21 protein-coding genes are annotated in these 24,139 nt (G+C 61.3%); 9 read left to right on the plus strand and 12 right to left on the minus strand.

Annotation, left to right across the window (positions count from 1 at the left end; genetic code table 11):
- The first annotated feature begins 3 nt into the window (after positions 1-3).
- The 4 genes from EN786_RS27705 to EN786_RS27720 all read left to right on the plus strand — a co-directional run bounded on the left by EN786_RS27705 (position 4) and on the right by EN786_RS27720 (position 8,075).
- Positions 4-1,635: an MBL fold metallo-hydrolase gene (locus EN786_RS27705; RefSeq protein WP_127309448.1), complete on the plus strand. Its 1,632-nt coding sequence runs from the start codon at positions 4-6 to the stop codon at positions 1,633-1,635.
- Positions 1,636-1,709: 74 nt separating this feature from the next.
- Positions 1,710-4,268, plus strand: coding sequence for a cation-translocating P-type ATPase (locus tag EN786_RS27710; RefSeq protein WP_127309462.1), 2,559 nt, complete (start codon positions 1,710-1,712; stop codon positions 4,266-4,268).
- 182 nt (positions 4,269-4,450) lie between these two features.
- Complete coding sequence (locus EN786_RS27715; protein WP_127309449.1) at positions 4,451-6,838, plus strand: phosphoketolase family protein; 2,388 nt, start codon at positions 4,451-4,453, stop codon at positions 6,836-6,838.
- A 70-nt stretch (positions 6,839-6,908) separates the two neighbouring features.
- The gene (locus tag EN786_RS27720) at positions 6,909-8,075 is read left to right on the plus strand and encodes an acetate/propionate family kinase (RefSeq protein WP_127309450.1); all 1,167 of its coding nucleotides are present in this window, start codon (positions 6,909-6,911) and stop codon (positions 8,073-8,075) included.
- A gap of 43 nt (positions 8,076-8,118) precedes the next feature.
- Here the strand turns inward: EN786_RS27720 and EN786_RS27725 are convergent, their stop codons facing one another.
- Both EN786_RS27725 and EN786_RS27730 read right to left on the minus strand, forming a co-directional pair.
- Entirely contained in the window at positions 8,119-8,634 is a 516-nt protein-coding gene (locus EN786_RS27725) for a GNAT family N-acetyltransferase (protein ID WP_127309451.1), read from the minus strand.
- Positions 8,635-8,698: 64 nt separating this feature from the next.
- Positions 8,699-9,346, minus strand: coding sequence for a helix-turn-helix domain-containing protein (locus EN786_RS27730; protein WP_127281999.1), 648 nt, complete (start codon positions 9,344-9,346; stop codon positions 8,699-8,701).
- Between the two features lie 486 nt (positions 9,347-9,832).
- On the opposite strand from EN786_RS27730, the gene EN786_RS27735 reads away from it, so the two are divergent.
- From EN786_RS27735 to EN786_RS27745, 3 genes are all read left to right on the plus strand, one after another.
- Positions 9,833-10,081: a hypothetical protein gene (locus tag EN786_RS27735; protein WP_127309452.1), complete on the plus strand. Its 249-nt coding sequence runs from the start codon at positions 9,833-9,835 to the stop codon at positions 10,079-10,081.
- Between the two features lie 104 nt (positions 10,082-10,185).
- Positions 10,186-10,926 carry a metallophosphoesterase family protein gene (locus EN786_RS27740; RefSeq protein WP_127309453.1) on the plus strand — a complete coding sequence of 247 codons (741 nt, stop codon included), beginning with the start codon at positions 10,186-10,188 and terminating at the stop codon, positions 10,924-10,926.
- 19 nt (positions 10,927-10,945) lie between these two features.
- Positions 10,946-12,349: a bifunctional serine/threonine-protein kinase/universal stress protein gene (locus EN786_RS27745; RefSeq protein ID WP_127309454.1), complete on the plus strand. Its 1,404-nt coding sequence runs from the start codon at positions 10,946-10,948 to the stop codon at positions 12,347-12,349.
- A gap of 34 nt (positions 12,350-12,383) precedes the next feature.
- On the opposite strand, the gene EN786_RS27750 is transcribed toward EN786_RS27745, so the two are convergent.
- Positions 12,384-13,205, minus strand: coding sequence for a universal stress protein (locus EN786_RS27750; RefSeq protein WP_127309455.1), 822 nt, complete (start codon positions 13,203-13,205; stop codon positions 12,384-12,386).
- Positions 13,206-13,342: 137 nt separating this feature from the next.
- Complete coding sequence (gene groL, locus EN786_RS27755) at positions 13,343-14,965, minus strand: chaperonin GroEL (protein WP_127309463.1); 1,623 nt, start codon at positions 14,963-14,965, stop codon at positions 13,343-13,345.
- 372 nt (positions 14,966-15,337) lie between these two features.
- On the opposite strand from groL, the gene EN786_RS27765 reads away from it, so the two are divergent.
- Entirely contained in the window at positions 15,338-15,850 is a 513-nt protein-coding gene (locus tag EN786_RS27765; protein WP_127309456.1) for an SRPBCC family protein, read from the plus strand.
- Here EN786_RS27765 and arcC read toward each other — a convergent pair.
- From arcC to arcD, 4 genes are read right to left on the minus strand one after another with little or no spacing between them, the layout of a single operon-like run.
- A complete protein-coding gene (arcC, locus tag EN786_RS27770) occupies positions 15,805-16,767 on the minus strand; it encodes a carbamate kinase (protein WP_127309457.1) in 963 nt (320 codons plus the stop codon). The genes EN786_RS27765 and arcC overlap by 46 nt on opposite strands.
- Position 16,768: 1 nt before the next feature.
- Complete coding sequence (gene argF, locus EN786_RS27775; RefSeq protein ID WP_127309458.1) at positions 16,769-17,770, minus strand: ornithine carbamoyltransferase; 1,002 nt, start codon at positions 17,768-17,770, stop codon at positions 16,769-16,771.
- A gap of 18 nt (positions 17,771-17,788) precedes the next feature.
- On the minus strand, positions 17,789-19,003 hold the full coding sequence (locus EN786_RS27780) for an arginine deiminase (RefSeq protein ID WP_127309464.1): 1,215 nt from the start codon (positions 19,001-19,003) through the stop codon (positions 17,789-17,791).
- Between the two features lie 10 nt (positions 19,004-19,013).
- Positions 19,014-20,480 carry an arginine-ornithine antiporter gene (arcD, locus tag EN786_RS27785; protein WP_127309459.1) on the minus strand — a complete coding sequence of 489 codons (1,467 nt, stop codon included), beginning with the start codon at positions 20,478-20,480 and terminating at the stop codon, positions 19,014-19,016.
- 346 nt (positions 20,481-20,826) lie between these two features.
- Between arcD and EN786_RS27790 the strand changes: the two genes are divergently transcribed.
- On the plus strand, positions 20,827-21,276 hold the full coding sequence (locus tag EN786_RS27790; RefSeq protein ID WP_245478175.1) for a sulfocyanin-like copper-binding protein: 450 nt from the start codon (positions 20,827-20,829) through the stop codon (positions 21,274-21,276).
- Positions 21,277-21,334: 58 nt separating this feature from the next.
- On the opposite strand, the gene EN786_RS27795 is transcribed toward EN786_RS27790, so the two are convergent.
- From EN786_RS27795 to trxC, 4 genes are all read right to left on the minus strand, one after another.
- Entirely contained in the window at positions 21,335-21,925 is a 591-nt protein-coding gene (locus EN786_RS27795) for an NAD(P)H-dependent oxidoreductase (RefSeq protein ID WP_127282009.1), read from the minus strand.
- A gap of 32 nt (positions 21,926-21,957) precedes the next feature.
- Positions 21,958-22,344, minus strand: a complete 387-nt coding sequence (locus tag EN786_RS27800) for a hypothetical protein (RefSeq protein ID WP_127282046.1) — start codon at positions 22,342-22,344, stop codon at positions 21,958-21,960.
- A gap of 74 nt (positions 22,345-22,418) precedes the next feature.
- The gene (locus tag EN786_RS27805) at positions 22,419-23,663 is read right to left on the minus strand and encodes an MgtC/SapB family protein (RefSeq protein ID WP_135909075.1); all 1,245 of its coding nucleotides are present in this window, start codon (positions 23,661-23,663) and stop codon (positions 22,419-22,421) included.
- 13 nt (positions 23,664-23,676) lie between these two features.
- Positions 23,677-24,126, minus strand: a complete 450-nt coding sequence (gene trxC / locus EN786_RS27810) for a thioredoxin TrxC (RefSeq protein ID WP_127311862.1) — start codon at positions 24,124-24,126, stop codon at positions 23,677-23,679.
- Positions 24,127-24,139 lie beyond the last annotated feature (13 nt).

The raw sequence follows: 24,139 nt of genomic DNA on the forward strand, positions 1-24,139 counted from the left end.
CCCATGAACGCCAGTCGAGGCACGGATCCTGTTTTGCGCTTCCACGGCGCAGCCCACGGTGTTACCGGCTCTTGCTACGAGATCGAAACACCACGCGCGAGGATCCTCGTCGATTGCGGCCTCTTCCAGGGATCGAAGTCGGAGCGGGCCTTGAACTACGGCGCGTTCCCGTTCCCGCCGGAAGCGATCGACGCCGTCGTCCTGACGCATGCTCATATCGATCACAGCGGCCTTCTGCCAAAGCTGGTCACGCAGGGCTTTGCCGGGCCAATCTACACGACCCGAGCTACAATCGATCTTTGTTCGGTCATGTTGCCGGATGCGGCGCATATCCAGGAGATGGAGGTGGAACAGCTTAACCGCCGCAATGCGCAGCGCGGGCGGCCGCCGGTCGAGCCGATCTACAGGCAGCAGGATGCAGCAGCGTGCATGACCCTTTTTCGGGCCTTGGAATACGCCGCATGGACCACCGTAGCCCAAGGCGTTCGGGCTCGCTTTTGGAACGCCGGCCATCTGCTCGGCTCCGCATCGGTTGAGCTAGAGATCGACGTGGAACGTCAGAACATGCCGATGCGCATACTGTTTTCAGGCGATATCGGACCCGGTCACAAGCCGCTGCATACCGATCCGGAGGGCCCGGCCGGTGTCGACTATCTCATCTGCGAATCGACCTATGGCGACCGCGACCGCCCGGACGTTGCGCCTGAACAGCGGCGATCCATGCTCGGCGACGTGGTGCGCAGCGCTGCCGAGGCGAGCGGCCCCCTTATCGTTCCTTCCTTCGCCGTCGAGCGGACACAGGAACTGCTGGTAGACCTCCACCTGCTCATGAAAGCGGGAGAGGTGCCGACTGCTCCGATCTTCGTCGACTCGCCGCTGGCGACACGTGCCAGCACGATCTTCGAAAGACATGCCGACGACATCGAACAAGTCGACGGTCTGCGTCAGGCTCTCAGTTCACCCCAACTGCGCTTCACGGAAACCATCGAGCAAAGCAAGGCGATCAACCGCCTGAGAGGCTTTTTCGTCGTGATCGCCGCCAGCGGCATGTGCGGGCGTATCCGCCATCATCTCAAGGCCAACCTCTGGCGGCGGAACGCGACCGTGATGATGGCGGGGTACCAGGCTCAAGGGTCACTCGGAAGGATACTGCTCGACGGCGCGCGGCGTGTGCGCATCCAGGGCGAAGAGGTAGAGGTCAAGGCCCGGATCAGCCTGTTCGATCTCTACTCTGGCCATGCCGACGCAAGCGAACTCGTCGCCTGGGCCTTGGCTCGAACTCCGGTCAAGCACACGGTGTTCCTGACGCATGGTGAAGAAGCAGGCTTGGTCGGCCTCAGCGGCCGGCTGGCTGGACCGATTCCTTCGGACAGGATCATCATGCCGGAGCTGGATAGCGCTTTCCAATTGACGTCCCAAGGCTGTTTGCCGGTCGACGCCAACGAGCCGCGCCGCCTGAAGCCGGAAAAGGTTGCCCGGCTGGATTGGCACAACGATCTTTCAAAGCTTCTCCTCGACGTCACGGAGGCCGTCAACACCGCGGCCGACGAACGGGGTCGCGCCGCAATCATCAGACGGATGCGCCGAGCGCTGGACGCGCCGGCGCTCGGCGCCTTCGCAAATGACGAAAGCTGATCGCGCATCTTTGAATTCAATTTTCGTCACACGGGAAAATGCAAGACGGCACGCTGGGACTCGAACAAGGCCAAATGTCTCGATCCGCTTCATCCACCATTGCAATGCCCGGCCTCAGCGAGGCCGAAGCACAGGCAAGGCTTGCCACCGAAGGCTTCAACGAAATGCCCAGGCCCAGTCGCCGCACGCCGTTGCGGATTGCCATCGAGGTCGTGCGCGAGCCAATGCTCGCCCTGCTGTTAGGTGGAGGTAGCGTCTATTTGCTTCTTGGCGATCTCCAGGAGGCGTTGATCCTGCTTGCATTTGCCACGTTGTCGGTTGGGATTACCATCGTCCAGGAGGCGCGGACGGAGCGTGTCCTCGAGGCGCTGCGCGACCTGACCAGTCCGCGCGCCCTGGTAATACGCGACGGCGAACGCAAGCGGATTGCGGGTCGCGAGGTGGTGCGCGGCGATACGGTCGTGCTGGGCGAGGGGGATCGCGTTCCGGCCGACATCGTGCTCATCCAGAGCCGGGATATCCAGACCGATGAGTCCTTGCTGACCGGCGAGTCTGTTCCGGTGCGCAAGATTGCTGCCAGGGATGCCGATCTGCCGGCGCAATGCAGGCCGGGGGGCGACGACCTGCCTTTCGCATTTTCCGGATCACTCATCGTTCGCGGTTCAGGCATTGGCGAAGTTCTGGCAACCGGGCCGCTCAGCCAAATCGGTGCGATCGGGCAATCGCTGAGCACCATGGAAACCGAGGCACCCCGCCTGCGGCGACAGACAAAACGCCTTGTCGGCATCTTCGCACTTGTCGGCGGCGCCGTCAGCGTTCTCGCGGTCGTGCTTTATGGCTTGTTGCGGGGCGGATGGCTTGATGCGGTGTTGGCGGGCATTGCGCTCGGCATGTCGATGCTGCCCGAGGAGTTTCCCATGGTGCTGACAATCTTCATGGCCATGGGTGCCTGGCGCATCTCGCAGGCGCGCGTGCTCACCCGTCGCGCAGCAGCGATCGAGACGCTTGGCTCGGCAACTGTCCTTTGCACCGACAAGACCGGAACGCTGACCGAAAATCGCATGACAATTGCAGAAATGAGAACGGCCGATGGAAAACTGCTTCGCCTGAACAGCTCAAGCAAGGAGATGCCAGCGGCCTTTGCAGAGTTGGTCGAGATCGGCGCGCTTGCCAGTGCCGAAATTCCCTTTGATCCGATGGAAAGGGCATTCCACAAGCTTGCCCAGGAGCGCCTGGCGAAGCGTGCTGAGGGTGCCGATTGGAAATTGGCCCGCGCCTACGGGTTGCGTCCTGAACTGCTGGCAATGTCGAACGCCTGGCGGCTATCGGCTGAGGGCAACGACTACCTGATTGCCGCCAAGGGTTCGCCGGAGGCCATCGCGGCACTCTGCCGTCTGCCTGCGGATCGTGTCGCTTCGCTCAAGGATGTTGTGGACGCCATGGCCACGGAAGGACTGCGCGTCTTGGGCGTCGCGCGTTCCAGCCATGCTGGCGATCAACTGCCGGACAAGCAGACTGAATTCGAATTTGAATTCTTGGGTCTCGTCGGGCTTGCCGATCCTCTGCGAGCGGAGGTTCCGGACGCGGTGAGCAATTGCCGCTCCGCCGGCATCAGAGTGATCATGATCACCGGGGACTATCCCGCGACAGCCAGAGCTATCGCCCGCGGGGCCGGGCTCGACTTCAACGATGTCGTCACCGGCGAAGAGCTCAAGGCGCAGGATGACGCAGCCCTGTCGGCGCGCGTGAAGACCGCAACGGTGTTCGCGCGGATCATGCCCGAGCAGAAACTGGCAATCGTCAGAGCATTGAAGGCCAATGGCGAGATCGTTGCCATGACCGGAGACGGCGTCAACGACGCGCCTTCGCTGAAAGCAGCCGACATTGGCATTGCCATGGGAGGGCGCGGCACGGACGTCGCGCGGGAGGCGTCTTCCATCGTCCTTCTCGATGATGACTTCGGGTCGATCGTCAAAGCCATCCGGCTGGGCCGCCGCATCTACGACAATTTGCGCAAGGCAATGGGCTTCATTCTTGCCGTGCACGTACCGATTGCGGGTCTGGCCCTCCTTCCATTGCTGTTTGGGCTGCCTATCCTGTTCGGACCTATTCACATTGCCTTTCTGGAGATGGTGATCGATCCGGTCTGCTCCCTGGTCTTTGAAGCGGAGACCGAGGAGGACGACACGATGAGGCGTGCGCCGCGACATCCGGAAGCTGCGCTCTTCTCGCGCTCGTTGATCGCGTGGAGCGTTGTGCAGGGCCTGCTGGCATTCGCGCTTGTTGCTGGCATCTTCCTCGTCGCCTTGCGCTGGGGAATGCCGGAGAATGAGATTCGCGCCCTGACATTCTTCTCGCTGGTGCTGACGATCGTTGGGCTGATTTTCGTCAACCGTACGTTCAGCGAGTCGCTGCTTGTTGCGTTGATCCGGCCAAACCGATCGCTTGCTTTCGTCGTCGTGGTGGTTGCCGCGGCGCTGGGCGGGACACTTGCATGGCCACTCGCAAGTGGCCTCTTCCAGTTCGGACCGCTGCACCTGGACGACCTCGCCGTGACGTTGGCGGCCGGGTTGGCAGTGCTGGTCTGCCTTGAGGTCCTGAAACACTTCTGGCGAGATGGGCTCAAAGCCTGATTGTTGGTGGCAGTATGACCGCGGTTCCAACCAGCGCGACGCCCAGCTTGCACAATGCTAGCGATGCAGCGAGCGGCCGCGCCGATCAGGTGATGAACTGAAAGTCGCGCGATGCGTTGGTGGCCCATGGCCAACGCGGAATCCCCGGGCTTTCGCAAAATGAGACAACGGAGCCAAGTAAGATGACCGGACAATCGGCAAAAACAGTCAACAGCAACAAACGGATGTCGGACCAGGAGTTGCACGACGTTGACGCCTATTGGCGCGCCGCCAACTATCTTACGATCGGGCAAATCTACCTGCTCGACAATCCGCTGCTTCGGGAGCCCTTGAAGCTGGAACATGTCAAGCCGCGGCTGCTAGGGCACTGGGGGACTTCGCCCGGCCTGAGCTTCATCTACGCCCATCTCAACCGCGCGATCCGGCTCAGGGATGCAAACATGGTCTACGTCTGCGGCCCAGGCCATGGCGGTCCGGCCATGGTCGCCAACACCTATCTCGAGGGCATCTACAGCGAGCTCAATCCCGACGTATCTCTGGACGAAGAAGGCATGCGCAAGCTGTTTCGGCAGTTCTCTTTTCCGGGCGGGATTCCGAGCCATGCTGCACCGGATGTCCCGGGCTCGATCCATGAGGGTGGCGAATTGGGCTACGCGCTTTCGCATGCTTTTGGCGCAGCCTTCGACAATCCGGATCTCATCGTCGCCTGCGTGGTCGGCGACGGCGAGGCGGAAACCGGGCCACTTGCCACCGCCTGGCATTCCAACAAGTTCCTCAACCCGGCGCGCGACGGCGCGGTGCTGCCGATCCTGCATCTCAACGGCTACAAGATTGCCAACCCGACCATCCTTGCCCGCATCCCGGAAGACGAATTGCGCGCCTTGTTCGTCGGCTACGGTTACGAGCCGCTGTTCGTCGAAGGCCATGAACCGGGGGCAATGCATGAGAGGATGGCGGTTGTGATCGATGATGCGCTCGACCGCATCGGGGCAATCCAGGGCGAGGCTCGCGGCGGTGGCGAAATTGCAAAACGCCGGCCGAAGTGGCCAGTGATCGTGCTGCGAAGCCCCAAAGGCTGGACCGGCCCGAAGGAAGTCGACGGGCTGAAAACCGAAGGCTTCTGGCGCGCCCATCAGGTTCCCTTGTCCGGCCTTGCGGAAAACCCCGAGCATTTGAAGATGCTCGAAGAGTGGATGAGGAGCTATCGGCCTGAAGAACTGTTCGATGCGATGGGTGCGCCTGTGGCCACGATACGTGCCACTGCTCCGCAAGGTACGAGGCGAATGGGCGCCAACCCGCATGCCAATGGCGGCTTGCTGCGCCGGTCCCTTGAACTGCCCAGACTGCGCGACCATGGCATTTCCGTTGAACGGCCCGGCGCGGTGAAGGCCGAGTCAACGCGAGTGATGGGCAAATTCCTGCGCGCCGTGATGGAACTGAACGATGGCGCGAAGAACTTCCGCATCGTCGGCCCGGACGAGACGGCTTCGAACCGGCTGCAAGACGTGTTCGAGGTTACCGAGCGCGCCTGGATGGAAACGATCCTGCCCGAGGATGTTCATCTCGGGCGCGACGGAAGGGTTCTGGAGATTCTCTCGGAACACACCTGCCAGGGCTGGCTTGAAGGCTACCTGCTGACCGGTCGGCACGGCTTCTTCTCCTGCTACGAGGCGTTCATCCACATCGTCGATTCGATGTTCAACCAGCATGCGAAATGGCTGGATGCATGTCGTGAAATTCCCTGGCGACGGTCGGTGGCGTCGCTAAACTACCTGTTGTCGAGTCATGTCTGGCACCAGGAACACAATGGCTTCAGCCATCAGGATCCCGGCTTCATTGATGTCGCCCTCAACAAGAAGGCCGATATCGTGCGCGTCTACCTGCCGCCGGACGCCAACAGTCTGCTCTGCGTGACCGAGCATGTGCTGCAGACATGGGACCGCATCAACGTCATCGTGGCCGGCAAGCCGCCGTCATGGCAGTGGCTTTCGATGGACAAGGCGATCGTTCACTGCAAAGCGGGCATCGGCATTTGGGATTGGGCTTCAACTGACGGCGGAGCAGAGCCGGACGTGGTCTTGGCCTGCGCCGGCGACGTTCCGACCCTGGAGACGCTGGCGGCCGTCCAGATACTCAGGCACCATGTTCCGCAGCTTCGGATCAGGGTGGTCAACGTGGTCGACCTGATGACGCTGCACCCCAGGGAGCATCACCCGCACGGGCTGTCGGATCGCGACTTCGACGCGTTGTTCACCAAAGAAAAACCGGTCATCTTTGCCTACCATGGCTACCCCTGGACGATCCATCGGCTGACCTATCGGCGCACCAACCACGACAATATCCACGTGCGCGGCTACAACGAGGAAGGCACGACGACGACGCCTTTCGACATGACGGTTCTGAACGGCCTGGACAGATATCATCTGGTGCTGAGTGTCCTTGACCGTATCCCTGAGCCGACCGGAGTCGGACTGAAACAGATCATGGAAGGCAAGCTGATCGAGCACCAAGCTTATATCCGCGCCCATGGGCAGGATATGCCGGAGATCCTCGGCTGGAAGTGGGAGTAGTAGCCGGTGGAAATCAGTGCGGCGAACGGATCGGCAGTCGGGGTCCGTTGGCGGGCGCGGCGGACAGATCATGAATGACGCGATTCTTGTCCTTAACGGTGGCTCGTCGAGTCTGAAATTCGCGGTGTTTCAGCAGCGTGACGACCTTCACCTGCTGGTGCGCGGCAGCATATCGTCAATCCGGCAACGTCCACGGCTTCACGTCGCTCCAACGGCGCTGTCGTCCGGGATCGATCGGAGCTTGGGCGCAGGGTCGATCGATATCGCCAGCGCATTCGAAGTCGTGGGCTCCTTGCTTGCGGACCGCGGACTCCTGCGCCAGATCGGCAAGGTCGGTCACAGGATCGTTCATGGCGGACAGAGTTTTTCCAAAGCAGCCATCCTTGATGAAGAGACGACGAAGGCCTTGCATCTGCTGGAGCCGCTCGCCCCGATCCACCAGGCCATCAATCTCGAAATCGTCAGCTTGGCAGCTCGGCTATTGCCTGACGCCCTCCAGGTCGGATGCTTCGATACGGCCTTCCACGCGCGGCGGCCGGAACTTGCCAAGCTCTATGGCTTGCCGCGCGAGTTCTCGGAACAAGGCGTGATTGCCTACGGCTTTCACGGACTTTCCTACAGCCACGTCGCAACGAAACTTCGCAGCCGCTACGGCGCAAGCGCCGGCGGCCGGGTGATCGTTGCCCACCTGGGCAGCGGAGCAAGCCTATGTGCGATGAAGACGGGGGCAAGCGTCGCCACCACTATGGGGTTCTCAACGCTTGATGGCCTCATCATGAGCACACGTTGCGGCACGGTCGACCCTGGCGTGATCCTGTACCTGTTGCAGGACCAAAAGCTGTCATTGGGTGAGCTGTCCAACCTTCTCTACGAGGAATCCGGTCTGCTGGGTGTCTCCGGCATCTCGGGCGATATGCAGACATTGCTGGGCTCGAGCGACCCTGCAGCCGCGCGAGCCGTCGATCTCTTCATCTATCGTGTCGGGCGCGAGATCGGGTCACTTGCCGCGGCCCTTGGAGGTCTCGATACCCTCGTCTTCACCGCCGGCATTGGCGAGCACGCACCTGTGATCCGGCAAAAGATCTGCGAAGCCGCCGAATGGCTTGGCGTTGCGGTCGACAATGATTTGAACCAGAACGACGAAGGATTGGTCAGCAGCCCGCAGTCCCGGGTCGACGTCCTTGTCATTCCCGCAGACGAGGAAGCCGCCGTCGCCAGGGAAATCCTCGACGTCTGAACAAGAGCTTCGCTGCCGGCCCGCATCTGCGCGAGACCGGTCGTTACCGGGGCAGGGGGGTGCCGAGCTTTCGCCGAACCAGGAGAAGTGTCGGGTCGTCGGGGTCTGTGGTGACAGTGAATCCCATGTCGCGCTCAAGCTCGATTGCAGCGCGATTCTCACGGCTTTCGATCGACTCGATTGTCTCGAGGCCGATCCCGTCGGCCCACCTTGCGATATAGGCAAGCAGTTCCCAGCCGACGCCGAGATTCTTGCGGTCCTGGCGAATGCAGATAGCGACTTCGCCGCGCCGGTCGGCAGCGTCGCTGGCGAGTGTCGCCACTGCGATCAACGCTCCGTCAGTCGAGAACGCGAGAAAGTTATTGATATGCGGATCGTCGGAGCGAGTCATCGCTACCAGCCGTTCATGCGAGACCTCTTTCACTCCACCGAGAAAGCGGAAGCGCAGATCTTGCGGCGTCACATGGGTGAAGAACTCCGCCAGGGCGGGCTCATCTTCGGGGCGTGCGCGGCGTACATCGAAGCGAAACCCGGTATGCGTGGAAAGCGTGCTAACCATCGTTATATATGGTCTCCGATCCGAGGTGCGGCGCCGTTGTCCTGTCTCTCCAAGGCGCGCGACCTCACTCGCTCATGTATTGAAGCGCGTCCTGCTTGACGATTTCTATGCTGCGCAGGTTCAGCAGGCGGATGACGCCCTTGTCCTTCAGCCGGGTGAAGACTCGCGACACGGTCTCGATCGTGAGTCCGAGATAGTCGCCGATATCCGCGCGAGACATCGGCAGATCGACCTGCCGCAATCCGCCTTGCCGCTCTGCCATGTCGACCAGGAACGCGGCCACCCGTTCGATGGCATTCTGGCGACCGAGGACCAGGAGGTGTTCCTGCGCCCTGGTCAAACCTTTGAGGGCCAGGGGCAGCAACTGGCGCGAGACATCCGCCCCGGCAGCGAACCGATAGACCCGGATGCCGGTCGCGTTGATTGCTTCGGCGAAGAAATGATGTGTCGCGTCGGCTTCGAAACCGAATGTCTCGCCAGCCAAATGGAAGGCACTTATCTGCCGGCGGCCGTCGGCAAGGAGGCGATAGATGCGGACGGCGCCGAACTCGACCTGGTAGAGAGCTCCGGCCTTTTCCCCCTGCGCATAGATTTCCGACCCGGCCGGGTAGAAGTTGATGGGCTGCAACGGCACGCTGTCCAGAACTGCCGGGAGGCTCGACTGTGGCACGTGTGGCGGCAGTGAAATTGTGGAGGTCGTGTGAGCGTACATGGCTGCTTCTCCGTGATCCGTGGCATCAGCAATCGCGCGAATCGGAGGAAAGCGAAATTCGGTTAAGTCCCTACGGGAAACTACTTAGTGGGGGGACCCAGACGACATTGCATCCGCCGAGGATGGCATGGGCGCCACTGTTTGCCTTAACGCCAAAAAGACGGACTTTGCGATGTTGGCATGAGGAGAGCTGGCTGCATCGCAATTGCATCATCAAGGTGGTCGGCGCAGGCCGCGGGGGCAGCATTGTTGGGTGTGCTCGAAGCCCGCACCGACCGAGGCGGCAGGGGCCGCCTTGGTTGCGCTACAACATGTGAGAAAACCAGGAACCTGCCCGAACGCCGAACTTGGCCTTATGCACATACTTAGGTTCTGCGCGCCTGAATGGATTGGAAATATCCACGGTAAGATTTGATTCAACTCAAAGCGCGGGTGCCCCCGGAGGTTGTTGAAAGCCCTGTCGCTAAATGATCGGGGCAGGCCGCCATGTATTTTCCGCAATTTCTGGTGGGCATGCTCGTGACGTCGTTTGTCGTGGCGATCTGGATCGGTGTGGAAACAGGTTCGGGTTGGGTCGCACTCGGTGGGGCTTTGCTCACATTGGTCGTCCTGCAAGTTGGATATGTCCTCCTGATCATTCGCTTGGTCCTCAACCAGATACCGAAAACGGGAGCGGCGGCCTCGGCTTCGGTGAACCCGGCGCCACCGCTCCGCGGAGACGGGGTCTCGCTTTAGGCGAGCGAAGCACGAGGGTTGTTGGACCGCATGCGGTCCCATTGACTTTGTTAGCGCCGTTGTTTGACTGGTAGGGCGAGCTTGCAAGGTCCAGATGGAAACGAATGCGCATCGCGATCCTGTCTGACATCCATTCCAACCGCGAGGCGCTCGATGCGGTTCTCGAGGTGGTTGGCGAGCGCGGATGGGACGAGTTGGTATTGCTTGGCGATCTGGTTGGCTACGGGCCCGACCCAGTCTATGCGCTCGAGACGGCTGCGGACCTGGTCGATCGAGGCGCGCTCTGCGTCATGGGAAACCATGACGAAGCGATAGCCTTCAACAGGGGCGGCATGACGGAGAATGCTCGGACAGCGGCCAGTTGGACGCGTGAGCGTTTGACCTCGGCGCATGTCGATTTCCTGTCCCGTTTGCCGGTGTCGTTGACGTCGGAAGACCGGCAATATGTTCACGCCAGCGCCGAACGGCCGGGAAAATGGCTATACATCCGCGACGTGGATTCAGCAGAGCGCTGCCTGTCTTCAAGCGTGGCCCGTTTCGTCTTCTGCGGCCACACCCATATTCCGGCCATCTACTACGCGCTGCCAGGTCGCCGGCCGATCTGTTTTCAACCGCTGGCCAATGTGGCTGCGCCGTTGTCCGCGGTCGGACGGCTCGTCGTGAACGTCGGAGCGGTCGGCCAGCCTCGCGACGGCAATCCGGCGGCCTGCTTCGCCCTCGTCGATACGCAGCGGCACGAGGTCTCCATGATCCGTGTGCCTTACGACTACGAAGAGACCGCCCGAAAGATTGCTGACTCTGGGTTGCCGGCATGGCTGGGCATGCGATTGAAGATCGGACGATAGGGTTGTTGGAGACGATCGGGTGCAGCGGTTTGAATCAGGGGCAATCATTGATGGTTTCGAACTGGTCGAACGACTGCCGTCCGGCGGCATGGCCTCGCTCTGGCGCGCAAACAGCCCGCAGTTCGATTTCCCGCTGGTGTTGAAAGTCCCTTTCCTGGATCCGGGAGGCGATGTCTCCGTCATACTGGGCTTCGAGGCGGAAGAGTTGATCCTCAGGCGCTTGTCAGGTCCGCATGTACCCCGCTTCGTGGCCTCAGGAAACCTTTCAGAAATTCCTTTCATAGCCATGGAGTTCGTGGCCGGCACAAGTCTCGCCCAGCTGATCAGCAATGCGCCACTGCCAGCTGACGAGGTCGCGAGGGTCGGCTCCGAAATTGCCAAGGCGCTCGCCGCCCTGCATCGCCAAAAAGTGGTGCATCTCGATCTCAAGCCCGAAAATGTCATTCTTGCCGAGCGCGGCGCGGTGCTTCTCGATTTCGGGCTCGCGCGGCATGCAGAGCTTCCCGATCTTCTCGGCGCGGAAAGCTCCGTGCCGATGGGCTCCGCCGCCTACATGGCACCCGAACAAGTGCTTGCCGAAAGAGGCGACCCTGCAAGCGATCTTTTTGCGCTTGGCTGCATTCTTTACCAGCTGGCAACTGGCGAAGAACCGTTCGGGCGACCGGCGACTTTCGCCGGAATGAAGCGACGGCTCTACCACGCCCCCAGGCCACCGCGGGACCTGAACGGAGCCATCCCGCGGTGGTTGGAGGCAATCACGCTTCGGTGCATGGAGGTGGACAGGTCCAAGCGATATGTCGATGCCGCTCACGTGCTGTCCGATCTAAGGAACCCCGATCAGGTGGTGGTGACGCGGCACCTGCCTCGGAGCAAGGGAATTTGGGCCACGATCCTCGGTCTGCTTCGCAAGACTGACGACAAGTTGCTTGTCGGGATGCCGGCAGATCCCAGGCTTCTGGCCGGACCATCCATTGTTTTGGTCGCCGTCGATCTGGCCAACGGAAACGATCCGCTGGCCAGGGAGGTTCTGAGCGAGACCGCGCGCGTCCTTGGCTCGCGAGAAGACTCGTGGTTGGCCTGTGTGACAGTCCTGAAGACCGAGATTATCGGCGACACGCCCACGGTGGACGAGTCGGGCCGTTCGGAATATTTGAAGCGGCTGGTTGCCCTGAAGGATTGGTCCCGCCCGCTACATCTGCCGGAGGATCGCATCAGCTATCATGTTCTGGAGGCGGTCAGCCCCGCCGATGTGATCCTCAACTACGCTGAGCACAACGACGTCGGGCATATCGTTGTCGGGGCACGGGCGTCTTCCGCCATTCGCCGGCACCTCGGCAGTGTTTCTACCAAGGTGGTAGCACAGGCGCTTTGCTCGGTTTCAGTCGTGCGGTTGAAGGCGGTCGAAGAACAAGGGCGTCGGTGAGCCGCTGCGCGCAAGGACCCGCCGGGACGCCGCCTCAGTTTGATAGCAGTCGATTGATTGCCCCCTGTTTCAGCAGGGAGCGTGTCATGCCGCCGAAGGCCCATTCCCGGATCCGGCTGTGACCATAGCCGCCCGCGACCACAAGTCCTGCATCCATCGCACGGGCGAGTTCGGCAACGGCTTCGCAGGGATCTGCATTGCCGACGCCTATAACTTCGGATCTTGCCTTAACGCCATGCCTCGCCAGGAACCGGACAACGTCCTCGGCACTTTCGCGTGCGTTTCTCTGGCCCTGTTCCTCGATTGTCGCCACGAGCACATGTTGTGCGCCTGTCAAGAAGGGCATTGCATCGCTGACTGCGCGCCTTGCCTCGCGCGTGTTCTTCCAGGCGACAAGAACATTCTTTGGGTTGAGCGGAGCCAGGTTATCGACCGCAATCAGCACCGGCCGGCCCGCGGACAGCACCAGACTACCGGCATCTACGACACGGTGGCGATCGCTGGCGACGCCCTTTGCCGGCGCTCCCGTGACAATAAGGTCGGCGGCGCGGGCATGCATCGCGAGCAGACCTGTCGGATCTCCGATCTCCTCGCGCCAGAAAGCTCTGTCCCCGCCAATGCGGAGGAATTCCTCCTGCATCACCTTCAGGCGATCTTCGATTTCCGCCCTGCGTTGGCGCATTATCTCCGCAGCTGCAGCGGCGCCATTGTCTCCCGACACAAAGACATAGGCATCCGCCGCGGCGAAACCGATCAGTGTGGCATCGAACCGTTGCGCCAATTCCTGGGCATAACGCGCGCGGGGGGACGCCGGAGAATCGATGTCCAGTTGTACAATAATGGTGTTGAAGATCATTTTGTGTCTCCACAGCATGCTTGTCGCACGGTCGTTTGAGGTTCGGTCACGACACTTGTGATCACCAGCCGCGCTGCCTGCCGCGGCGGCGCATCGTCATCGCCTTTTCGACCTATGGAGGGTGCCCGGCGCACGACCTACATCGTCATTTCCGGTTCGAGAGCACGCTCCTTGGCCGGTTCGGGGATTTCCGTCATGGTCGCTTCGGTCAAGAGCAGAACACTGGCGACCGAGACGGCGTTTTCAAGTGCGATGCGCACCACCTTGGTTGGATCGATGATGCCGGCTTCGACGAGGTCAACATACTCTTTGCGTCCGGCATCGAAGCCAAAGTTTCCCGACCCCTCGATCATCTTGGCGATAACCACGCCACCGTCGACAGCCGAATTCTCGGCAATCTGCCGGACAGGCGTTTCGAGAGCGCGCCGGAGTATCTGCACGCCGGTCCTCTCGTCGCCCTCGGACAGTTTTTCTTCATCAGCTACCGTGGCGATGCAGCGCAGCAGCGCAAGCCCGCCGCCAGGCACCACGCCCTCGGCAACCGCAGCCTTGGTGGCGCTGATAGCGTCGTCTAGTGCCTCCTTCTTCGACTTCATTTCGGCCTCGGTTGGAGCCCCGACTTTTATGACGGCAACACCGCCGGCAAGCTTAGCCAGCCGCTCTTGCAGCTTTTCGCGATCGTAGTCGCTGGTCGTGCTCTCGATCTCGCGCCGGATCTGCTCTACGCGACCCTTGATTGCCTTGGCGTCTCCGCCACCGCCGATGATCGTCGTGTTGTCCTTATCGACGACCACGCGTTTGGCACGCCCCAACTGCGCCATCGTGACATTTTCGAGCTTGAGGCCAATATCCTCGGAGATGACCTGAGCGTCTGTCAGCACAGCTATGTCCTGCAGCATAGCCTTGCGCCGATCGCCGAAACCGGGCGCCTTGACTGCACAGTTCTTGAAGGTGCCCCGGATTTGATTGACGATGAGCGTGGCAAGCGCCTCGCCTTCGACTTCTTCGGCGACAACCAGCAGAGGCGAGCCCGACTTGGCCACGGCTTCCAGCAACTTGATGAGATCGTTCAGCGAAGCGATTTTCTTCTCCACGATCAGCACCAGCGCGTCTTCCAGGACCGCTTCCATCTTCTCGGGATCGGTCACGAAATACGGTGAAAGGAACCCGCGATCGAACTGCATGCCTTCGACGACGTCCAGAACGGTTTCAGTGGTCTTCGACTCTTCGACCGTAATGACTCCTTCACCGCCGACCTTTTCAATCGCCTCGCCAACCAACTGGCCGATGAGCGGGTCGTTGTGCGCCGAGATCGTGGCCACCTGTTCCTTTTCGCGCCGGGTCGAGACCGGTCGAGATATTTGCTTGAGTGTCTCGATCGCGCGCTTGGTGGCGCGATCGAGGCCGCGCTTGATGTCGATCGCGCTGGCGCCGGCGACGACATTGCGAACGCCATCGGCAAACATCGCGTGAGCGAGGATGGTCGATGTGCTGGTGCCGTCGCCAACCATATCGCCGGTCTTCTCGGCTGCTTGTCTCAGCATCCTGGCGCCGAGATTTTCTTCCGGGTCCTTCAGGTCGAATTCCTTGGCGATCGTCACCCCGTCGTTGCAAACGATCGGGGCACCCCATCTTTTTTCGATCAGTACAGATTTCGAGCGCGGCCCGAGCGTCACGCGCACGGCATCGGCGAGCTGTGTCGCGCCGCGAAGGATCTTTTCGCGTGCGGCTGAGCGGAACAGTACTTGTTTATGGGCCATGACCGTCTCCGAAATCTGTTGGCCAGTCTGAGCTAACAGGCATCCCGTCGGTCGGCCTTGATACGTATCAATCGCGATCAAGGGCCATGTTGACGAAGATCAATGACGACGGGACGCGTTACCTGCGTGATGGGATCGATCCAATCTGGAGGAGGACCATGCGGACGAATGAAACGCCCCGATACGACGACAGCGTGAATACCACGGGTTGCTGCCCCAGGTTCAATCGCGAGGGCTGGGACGGTAGCACCTGCACTTCAAGGGCAAGCGGTTTGTGAAAGCGAAAACCCACAGTGTCATGCACATCCCGATGAACATGGGCGGCGTGTTCGCGCGCGTTAGGACGAACCCGGAGGTGAGACGATGCCAGCAATGTCCCGCTCCAACGAGACTATCGTCGGAATAGAATGCGCGGCTGAGACCGTGTTTGCCTATCTTGATGACCACAGGCATCTGGGTGCTCATATGAGCACCTCGTCATGGATGATGCTCGGTTCGAAAATGCACTACGAATTCGATGCAGGCGAAGCCCGCTTGATCGGCTCCAAGTTCGGATTCCATGGAAAAATACTTGGAATTGCGCTGTCCGCCGAACAGGTGGTTACAATCCGGACGCCGCCCAAACTGAAGGTCTGGGAGACCATCGGAGCGCCAAGTCTATGGGTGATCGGCCGCTATCGGATGGGTTTCGAAATAGTGCCCGAGGCGAGAGGGTCCCGGCTTCGAGTCTTCATCGAATACGACCTGCCGGAGGCGGAACCGTCCCGTTGGCTTGGCCTGATCTTTGCGAATGCATACGCGCGCTGGTGTACTGGCCGGATGGCGAAAGACGCAGCCCGTTATTTCGCGACGACGGGGGCTCGGGCAGTCCCTTTGAAAGGCTGAGCGGGACGAGCGGCGGCTTCGAACCGTGTGCCGCGCTCTCCTCTGACGATTTCGCTGGCATCATCGAGCTTGCCGATCGCTGCAGGTTTGCCCGTTGCATCAGCGAACTCGATTGCGGAGCTGACCTTCGGCCCCATGGAGCCGGCCGCAAAATCCCGCCCCGATATCTCGGTCGTTGCAACCCGACGGAGCGCGCGGGCGGTGGCGGTGCCGTGGCCACTATAGACCGCATCGACATCGGTCAGCATCAGCAGCATGTCGGCCTTCAGCTGGCGCGCGAGAAGTGAACTCGCCAGATCCTTGTCGATAACGGCTTCTACGCCGCACAGGCTGCCGTCGTCCCGCGCTATCACCGGGACTCCGCCGCCGCCCGTGCAAATGACGATGACGCCGCGTTCGACGAGAAACGAAATCACGGAGCCTTCAAGAATCTCCAGCGGCCTGGGCGAGGGCACGACCCGGCGCCACTTATCGCCATCGGGCGCGATCTGCCAGCTGCGTTCGTGGGCAAGCCTATGTGCTGTGTCCTCGTCATAGACCGGGCCGATCGGCTTCGTCGGGTGAGCGAAAGCCGGATCGTACGGGTCGACTTTCACCTGCGTCAGCAGCGTCGCGAACAGCCTTTCCTTTAAGAGGTTGCCGAGCTCCTGCTCAATCACATAGCCGATCATGCCAGCGCTTTCAGCGCCAAGGACGTCGAGTGGGAATGCGCCGCCATCCGGAGCGGCCGCCGCCTGGAGGGCCAGAAGCCCCACCTGCGGGCCGTTGCCATGCGTGACTACAATCGAGTGCCCTTCGCCGACGAGTGCCCCGAGTACGGATGCGGCGCGCTTGATGTTGGCACGCTGGTTTTCGGCGGTCATCGGTTCGCCGCGGCGCAGCAGCGCGTTACCTCCGAGTGCAACGACGATCAGCATCTCAGTTGCCGATCGTGGCGACGAGCAGGGCCTTGATCGTATGCATGCGGTTTTCGGCCTGGTCGAAGACGATCGATGCGCCCGATTCAAACACCTCGTCAGTGACCTCCATGCAGTCGATGCCATACTCCTTCGCGATGAACGCGCCTATCTCGGTGTCGGTGTCGTGGAATGCCGGCAGGCAATGCATGAACTTGACATGAGGGTTGCCCGCGGCAGCCATCACTTCGCTCGTGACCCGATAGGGCGTCAAAAGGCGGATACGCTCGGCCCAGCCCGATTTGTCCTCACCCATCGACATCCACACGTCGGTGTAGACAAAGTCGGCGCCCTGGACGCAGCCCATCACGTCTTCGTCCAGCCTGAAGCGGCCGCTGCTTTGTGCTGCAAGGTCTCTGACATGGGCGCAGAATTCCTCGTCCGGCCAAAGTTCCCTTGGCGAGGCAATGCGCATGTCGATGCCGACCTTGGCTGCGCCCAGTGCCAGCGACAGCGCGACATTGTCACGTCCTTCGCCGACGAAGGTGACGTTCATGTCCGAAAGGTGCTTGTGCGTGAACTCGCGCATGGTCATGAAATCGGCGAGGATCTGTGTCGGATGCGCTTCGTCGGTAAGGCCGTTGTAGACGGGCACGCCCGCGTGCGCGGCAAGCAGTTCGGCCTGGTGCTGGCCAAAACCGCGATACTCGATCGCATCGTACATGCGGCCGAGCACGCGCGCTGTATCCTTCATGGATTCCTTGTGGCCGATATGGCTGCCGGTGGGGCCGAAATAGGTGACGTGGGCGCCCTGATCATAGGCCGCCACCTCGAATCCGGTTCTGGTGCGCGTCGAGTCCTTCTCGAAGATCAGCGCGATATTCTTCCTGATGAGACGCGGTATCTCGTGGCCCGCGAGCTTGGCCGCCTTGAGGTCGGCGGCCAGTTTCAGAAGAAAGCGGATCTCGTCGGCCGTGAGATCGTCGAGCGTGAGCACCGAGCGGCCGTGAAGGTTGATCGACATCGGGAATTTCCTTTCCGGTCAAATCGGATCGCGGGCAATCGGGCAGGTCATACAGTGGCCGCCGCCCCGACCACGGCTGAGTTCAGCGCCTTCAACGGTGATCACTTCAATCCCGGCGCGACGCAGCAGCGTGTTGGTATAGACATTGCGGTCGTAGCCGATGACGACGCCGGGTTCGACGGCAACGACGTTGTTGCCGTCGTCCCATTGCTCGCGCTCGGCCTCGTAACGGTCGCCACCGGTGGCGATGATGCGCAGCGAATTCAGTCCAAGCGCTTCTGCAACCACTGCCGTGAAAGGCTCCGTCTCATCCGTGACCTTGACGGCCGCCTCGCCATCGCCCGGTCGCAGAGAGAAGGTTCGCAGGCGGTCGACCACCGGCGGGTACATGGTCACCAGGTCGCGGTCGCAGAAGGTGAAGACGGTGTCGAGATGCATGAAACTGCGGTCCCGCGGCATCAGGGCTGCGATGACGCGTGTCGCTTCACCGGCCGCGAACAGGCTGCGTGCGAGGTCGCCCACGGCTTGCGGCGTGGTACGTTCTCCCATTCCGACAAGCACTGTTCCGCCGCCGATCGGCATCACGTCTCCACCTTCCAGACTGGTGCCTGTTCCCAAACCTGGCGATACGAAGGGGAGGCCGCTGTCGCGAAAACGGGGATGGAAGCGGTACACTGCTTCCACGTTGGCCGCCTCCGGGCGCCTCGCCGGCCAGTACATGGCGTTGACCGAAACTGATCCGTAGATCCAGCAGGAACTGTCGCGCGTGAAAAGCTGGTTCGGCAGCGGCGGAAGCACGAAGTCCTGGGGAGCAAGTGTCCTTCCGGTCAGTCCCTTCGGCTGGAAAGGAAGCTCGGCACGGGCAATGCCGCCGACTAGAAAGGACGCCAGCTGCTCCGGTGGCATGTCGTTTAGCCATCCACGCAACTCGTCGACCATATCCAGTCCGACGACACCGGGATGGACCCGGCGATCGAGAAGCCAGTCGCGCGCCTTGCTGATGGTCATGGCCTCCGCAAGGAGCTCTCCAAAGGAGTGCACCACCACGCCGCGTTCGCGCAACGCATCGACGAAGACGTCATGTTCCTGGCGTGCGCGCTTGACCCACAATACGTCGTCGAACAGCAGCGCCTTGCAGTTCTCGGGCGTGAGCCTGCGCAGGCTGAGGTCCGGTCGATGGACCATCACCTCGCGCAGGCGGCCGACTTCGGAATGGACTCCCAGGCCTGTCATCGTGCGTCCTTCAGAGCGGGCTGATAGCGCCGGTCCACATCTCGTAGACGGCCAGGATGGCGACAGCGACGAGGGCTGCAGCGACAGCAGCTTCCACAGGATGGAAGACACGCTGGTTGGTTTCGCGACGTGCCCAGACGTAGAGAATGATGCCGGGCGCATAAAGGATCGCGCACATGAACAGATATGCCGGTCCTGCCGCGTAGACGAGCCACAGGCCGTACACTGTCGCCAATATGCCAGCGAAAAGGGGGCCAGCGCGTTGCTCGCCATTCTCATAACTCTCTCCGGTCAATGCGAGCTTGGCCGCGTAGGCCCCGGAGAAGATGTAAGGTACGAGAATGGCTGCCGACGCGATATAGAACAGTGCCTGGTAGGTGCTCTGTGCGAACAGCGTGATAACCAGGAACGCCTGCACGAGCAGGTTGGTGATCAGGAGCGAGGTCGACGGCACGCCCCGCTCGCTCTCGTGGCCGAAGAACTTCGGCATCGTGCCGTCTTTGCCGGCAACGTGCGGAATTTCCGCGGCAAGCAGCGTCCAACTCAGGAACGCGCCGACCACGGACACAACAAGCGCGATGTTGATGAGGATGGCGCCCCACGGTCCGACAACCGCCTCCAGGACACCTGCCATGGAGGGGTTCTTCAACGCGGCGAGCTCAGTTTGGCTGAGGATGCCGAGCGACAGCAGCGAAACCAGCGCGTAGAGAGCGAGGCAGGTGAAGAATCCGAGAACAGTCGCCTTCGCGATGTCGCTGCGGCGTTCCGCACGGGCTGAAAATACGCTTGCTCCCTCGATGCCGATGAAGACCCACAGCGTCACCAGCATCGTGCTCTTCACCTGTGCGGCAATCGAGCCGAGACTGGCGTTGCCAAGCCCGCTGAAGTCGAGAGACCAGACCTGAAGCTTGAAAGCCACAGCGACGATCCCGACAAACAGCACCACAGGAGCAATCTTCGCCACCGTGACGACCAAGTTGACGACTGCTGCCTGACGGATGCCTGCCAGAACCAGGACGTGGATCAGCCACAACAGGACAGACGCGCCGAGCACCGCCTGCCAGGTATTGCCGTCGCCGAAAGCTGGAAAGAAGTAGGACAAAGCGCTGAACACGATCACCGCATAGGAGACATTGCCGACCCAGGCGCTGATCCAGTAACCCCAGGCGCTGTTGAAGCCGATGAAGGGACCGAAGCCGGCCTTGGCGTAGGCGTAGGGACCCGCGTCGAGTTCTGGTCGCCTTACCGCGAGCAACTGATAGACGAAAACAAGCGCCAGCATCCCAACCGCGGTGATCGCCCAGCCAATCAGGATCGCAAGAGGGCCGGCGCCGGTCGCCATGTTCTGCGGCAGGCTGAACACGCCGGAGCCCACCATCGAGCCGATTACCAATGCGGTCAGGGAACCCAGTCGAAGCTTGGCAGAAGTCGTCGACGTGACTTTTCGGATCGGGATATCGATTCCAGCCGTAGCCATGATGCTCTCCCCAATTTGAAACTTTGATGGGGGATATTGAACAGGAAACAGGTCGGGGGCCTTGACGTGGGTCAAGCGGCAAATGGTTGGCGCGCGGCCGTAAAGCCCAACCGGCGGGCATTACCTGACGATCCGTCACGGCACCGATCTACACCCTCAAACTGGCTGGCAGTTGCACCGGCGCCGCTAATGAGTCGCGCCGATCAGTTTGATTTGGCGCAAGGACGGCGCGGGACTCCGCGAACAGGATGACAATCAGGACGTAGAGCGCTTTCTGCCGCCGTCCTGAAGGAGGTTCGCCATGAAAACCATATTGAAGAGAATAGCGCTCGGGCTGGCTGCTGCAATGCTGATGGTCGGCGATCGCGGAGCCCAGGCTGCGACGCTTGTCCAGATTTCGCTGTGGGACAAGGGCGCGGACGTGCAGATGCCGACGGGGATCGCCTATGCAGCGCCAGGACTCGATCTCACCAAGGCGACCATGGGTATCAAGGCTTCGCCGGGTGCGGTGAAGGCCGGAGAGGTCACATTCAAGGTGACCAACGACTCCAAAGACACCGTTCACGAAATGATAGTGATGTACCTCGCCGATCCCGGCAAGCCGCTTCCTTACCTCGAGGCCGAGAACAGGGTCGATGAAGACAGGGCTGGTGACAAGGGCGAGGTTTCTGAGCTCGATCCCGGCAAATCAGGCACATTGACCGTCGAACTGAAGGCAGGAAAATACCTGCTTATCTGCAACGTGCCTGGTCACTATGGCGCCGGCATGTGGGCCGAATTCACCGTCGATCCATAGGCCCTGAAGAAACGGCCCCTGTGGGGGGCAGAAATGTCCCGGTTTGCGGATCGCCATGCTATAGCCCTCGCTCCCCTAGCTTGCGCATCTGCCCGATCCATCTTGCTCTGGTCCTGTCGCTGGCGCCCGCGACCATCCCGAACAGGGTCTCCCGCACCGGTCTGATGCCGACAAAATGCAAGATGCTTCGCCGCATGCCGGCGATGCCGTGGCTGAAGAACCAAAGCCGGTAGAGAGCGGATGGCATGCCCATCGTTGCCACCACGCGAGCGGAGCGACCACGAAGCAACGTCCTGGCAAAGCCGCCGCCCTTGTCCGGGTAAGCAAAGGCGGTCCCCGGCCGCATGACCTGTTCCAGAAATGCCTTGAGCAAAGCCGGCATGGTCCCGAGCCAGAGTGGGAAGACAAACACGATATGCTCCGCCCAGACAATCGCTTCAGCGGCATGCTGGAGGCTGTTGGGGACGGCGCCGTGTTCGAATTCCTGCATTGTCCGCAGCACTGGAAAATCAATTGCCGCGATATCGATCCGGCGGACGCTGTGCTGTGCCTGCTCCGCCCCCTCGGCGTAGGCCTGCGCAAGAGAGCGACAGAGCCGGTCGGGGGATGGGTCGGGATGACCGACCACAATGAGGATGCGACGCGACATGGTCTGCACCTGGGAAGCCTGGCGTGGCGGTGTTACGGGCGCTCGACCCTTGCCACCTTGTAGGTGTGCATGGCTCCGTTGCGTTCGATCGAAACATATTCGCCTGTCACGAAGCGTTCGTCGCCAAGATGAAAACCGGTCTCGTCATCGCGATCGCCTTCGGCATAGTCGAAATACCATTGCCCGCCCGGCTTGCGGCGGAGGCGGCCGATCAAGTCGTCCTCGCCAGTGCAAAAACGGCGCACGCGGCAGGCGGCCCGGTGCGATTTCCATTCTTCCGCGTCAATCCTGCCTTCGCTGGTTAAGGGAGCAAGTACATCATAGCCTTCCTCGCGATCCCCTTCCGGGTGACCCTTCTCGCGAGCAAGCAGCAACCGCACATGGCGGAATTTCGGGGTGAGGTCCTGCAAACTGGTCATCGCGAACTCCTTTGATGTGATCCATAGCGCGGCCACGGGTGCCAGCCTTGATCCGTGTCAAAGGAGAGTTCTCGTTAGGGCACAAGCATGGTGAAACAGCCTGCTGCCGCTGCGACCAGCGTGATGCCAGCCAGAGGCAGCCAGAACCTCACTGGACCAGCAAATGCCGCCAGCGACAGGCGGCCGATCGCGTTTGCAGTGAGTGCTGTCAGCACCGCCAGGCCGACGGCTTCAACGGAGACCGAATGCTTCACCAAACGCAATGCGCTCAGCACTGAAACGTCGACATCGAACATTCCCGCAAGCGCTGAGCTCGCCAGCAACCCGTGTCCGCCGAACTGAGCTGCCAACGCGGCGCTTGCGGTCGAAACGATCGCGAAAAGCATGGCAAACAGCAGCAGCGGGCCCAGCTCAAATGGATTGCGCGCCGGGGTGCCCTTTTCTGGATCCCGGCCATGGTTGGTCAGCAGGAAAATTCCGCATAGGGCGAATGCGACCGACGCGGCAAGGGCCGGCAAGCCGACCGTGGCCAATAGGCTTGGCTCGATGGCCAGAACTACAGTGCAAACGCGCAAAATCGAAACCATCGCGGCAAGCGAAGCCGCGCCCGCGAGCGGCAGAGGATTGGCGGCAGAAGCGGCACTGCGAGCAAGGGTCATGGTCACCGCGGTGGAGGAGACGACCGCACCGGCGAGCGAACTGACGAGCAGGCCGCGCGTACCACCGAGGACGCGGATGGCCACATAGCCGGCGAACGATATCGAGGCCATCAGCACTGTGAGGAACCAGACCTCCCAAGGGTTGAACCCACCCCATGGGTCCATCGTGCGATTTGGCAGCAACGGCAGAACGATCGCGGTCATCACCGCAAGCATCAAGGCCGAACGAAGTTCAATCCAGGTCAGACGCCGCAAGAGACCGTGCAGGATTTCGCGACTTGCAAGGACGGCCGCGAGAGCTGCCCCGCCAGCCGCCGCGGCCCGATAGTCACCGGCGACCGAAAGCGCACCAAGCGCGAAGACGCCTAGGCCGGCGATGACGCTCGTAACGCTGAAATCCTCGTCGTGGGCCGCCTCGCGTGCCTTGTACCAGGCGAAGATTGCCGCAAAGGCGATGAACCCGCCGACCAGAACGGATACAGCGCCAAGCGCGTTGGCCAGAGCTGTCACAATGCCGCCGAGTAGGCCTGATATGCCGAACGTCCGAATTCCGGCCGTCCGGCTGCGATCGGGTGCATCGCGCTCCCGCCAGCCGCGCTCCAATCCGACGAGTAGACCTATTGCCAAGGCGAGTCCGAGCCGGGCTATGAGCGTATCCATGAGGTTGCGGCTCTCAGGCTGTGGCCATCGGCAGGTGGTCGCGAACCCACCTGACGATTTGCCTAGCACTCATCGCGCCGGAGACGCGCGCAACCTCTTGCCCGCCGTGGAACAGGATCATGGTCGGGATGCCGCGGATACCAAGCCTGGCAGCGACGGCTTGTTCCCTGTCCGAATTCAGCTTGATCAGCCGGACATGCGGCTCCAGTTCCTGCGCTGCCGCTTCATAGGCCGGTGCCATCATCTTGCACGGGCCGCACCAGGGTGCCCAGATATCGACGACAACGGGCAGATTGCTTCGCGTGATCTGTCGATCAAAAACCTGGGCATCGACGTCCTCAGGATGACCAGAAAACAGCCTGTTCCCGCACTTTCCGCATTTCGCAGCCTTGGCATTGCGGATTGCCGGCAGGCGATTGACCCCGCCGCATTTGCTGCAAACCACCAAATCCTGCTGCGTCATGGTGCTATCCATC

This window comes from Mesorhizobium sp. M4B.F.Ca.ET.143.01.1.1 (assembly GCF_004792275.1).
GTDB lineage: Bacteria > Pseudomonadota > Alphaproteobacteria > Rhizobiales > Rhizobiaceae > Mesorhizobium > Mesorhizobium abyssinicae.

Coding starts and splice junctions, on each gene's coding strand:
- EN786_RS27805 (WP_135909075.1), bottom strand. CDS start 23,663: ATGGATACGCTCATAGCCCGGCTCGGACTCGCCTTGGCAATAGGTCTA.
- argF (WP_127309458.1), bottom strand. CDS start 17,770: ATGTCGATCAACCTTCACGGCCGCTCGGTGCTCACGCTCGACGATCTC.
- EN786_RS27790 (WP_245478175.1), top strand. CDS start 20,827: ATGCTGATGGTCGGCGATCGCGGAGCCCAGGCTGCGACGCTTGTCCAG.
- EN786_RS27750 (WP_127309455.1), bottom strand. CDS start 13,205: ATGATCTTCAACACCATTATTGTACAACTGGACATCGATTCTCCGGCG.
- EN786_RS27715 (WP_127309449.1), top strand. CDS start 4,451: ATGACCGGACAATCGGCAAAAACAGTCAACAGCAACAAACGGATGTCG.
- EN786_RS27735 (WP_127309452.1), top strand. CDS start 9,833: ATGTATTTTCCGCAATTTCTGGTGGGCATGCTCGTGACGTCGTTTGTC.
- EN786_RS27795 (WP_127282009.1), bottom strand. CDS start 21,925: ATGTCGCGTCGCATCCTCATTGTGGTCGGTCATCCCGACCCATCCCCC.
- EN786_RS27740 (WP_127309453.1), top strand. CDS start 10,186: ATGCGCATCGCGATCCTGTCTGACATCCATTCCAACCGCGAGGCGCTC.
- EN786_RS27765 (WP_127309456.1), top strand. CDS start 15,338: ATGTCCCGCTCCAACGAGACTATCGTCGGAATAGAATGCGCGGCTGAG.
- EN786_RS27730 (WP_127281999.1), bottom strand. CDS start 9,346: ATGTACGCTCACACGACCTCCACAATTTCACTGCCGCCACACGTGCCA.
- EN786_RS27725 (WP_127309451.1), bottom strand. CDS start 8,634: ATGGTTAGCACGCTTTCCACGCATACCGGGTTTCGCTTCGATGTACGC.
- EN786_RS27705 (WP_127309448.1), top strand. CDS start 4: ATGAACGCCAGTCGAGGCACGGATCCTGTTTTGCGCTTCCACGGCGCA.
- trxC (WP_127311862.1), bottom strand. CDS start 24,126: ATGACGCAGCAGGATTTGGTGGTTTGCAGCAAATGCGGCGGGGTCAAT.
- EN786_RS27720 (WP_127309450.1), top strand. CDS start 6,909: ATGAATGACGCGATTCTTGTCCTTAACGGTGGCTCGTCGAGTCTGAAA.
- EN786_RS27800 (WP_127282046.1), bottom strand. CDS start 22,344: ATGACCAGTTTGCAGGACCTCACCCCGAAATTCCGCCATGTGCGGTTG.
- EN786_RS27710 (WP_127309462.1), top strand. CDS start 1,710: ATGTCTCGATCCGCTTCATCCACCATTGCAATGCCCGGCCTCAGCGAG.
- groL (WP_127309463.1), bottom strand. CDS start 14,965: ATGGCCCATAAACAAGTACTGTTCCGCTCAGCCGCACGCGAAAAGATC.
- EN786_RS27780 (WP_127309464.1), bottom strand. CDS start 19,003: ATGACAGGCCTGGGAGTCCATTCCGAAGTCGGCCGCCTGCGCGAGGTG.
- arcC (WP_127309457.1), bottom strand. CDS start 16,767: ATGCTGATCGTCGTTGCACTCGGAGGTAACGCGCTGCTGCGCCGCGGC.
- arcD (WP_127309459.1), bottom strand. CDS start 20,480: ATGGCTACGGCTGGAATCGATATCCCGATCCGAAAAGTCACGTCGACG.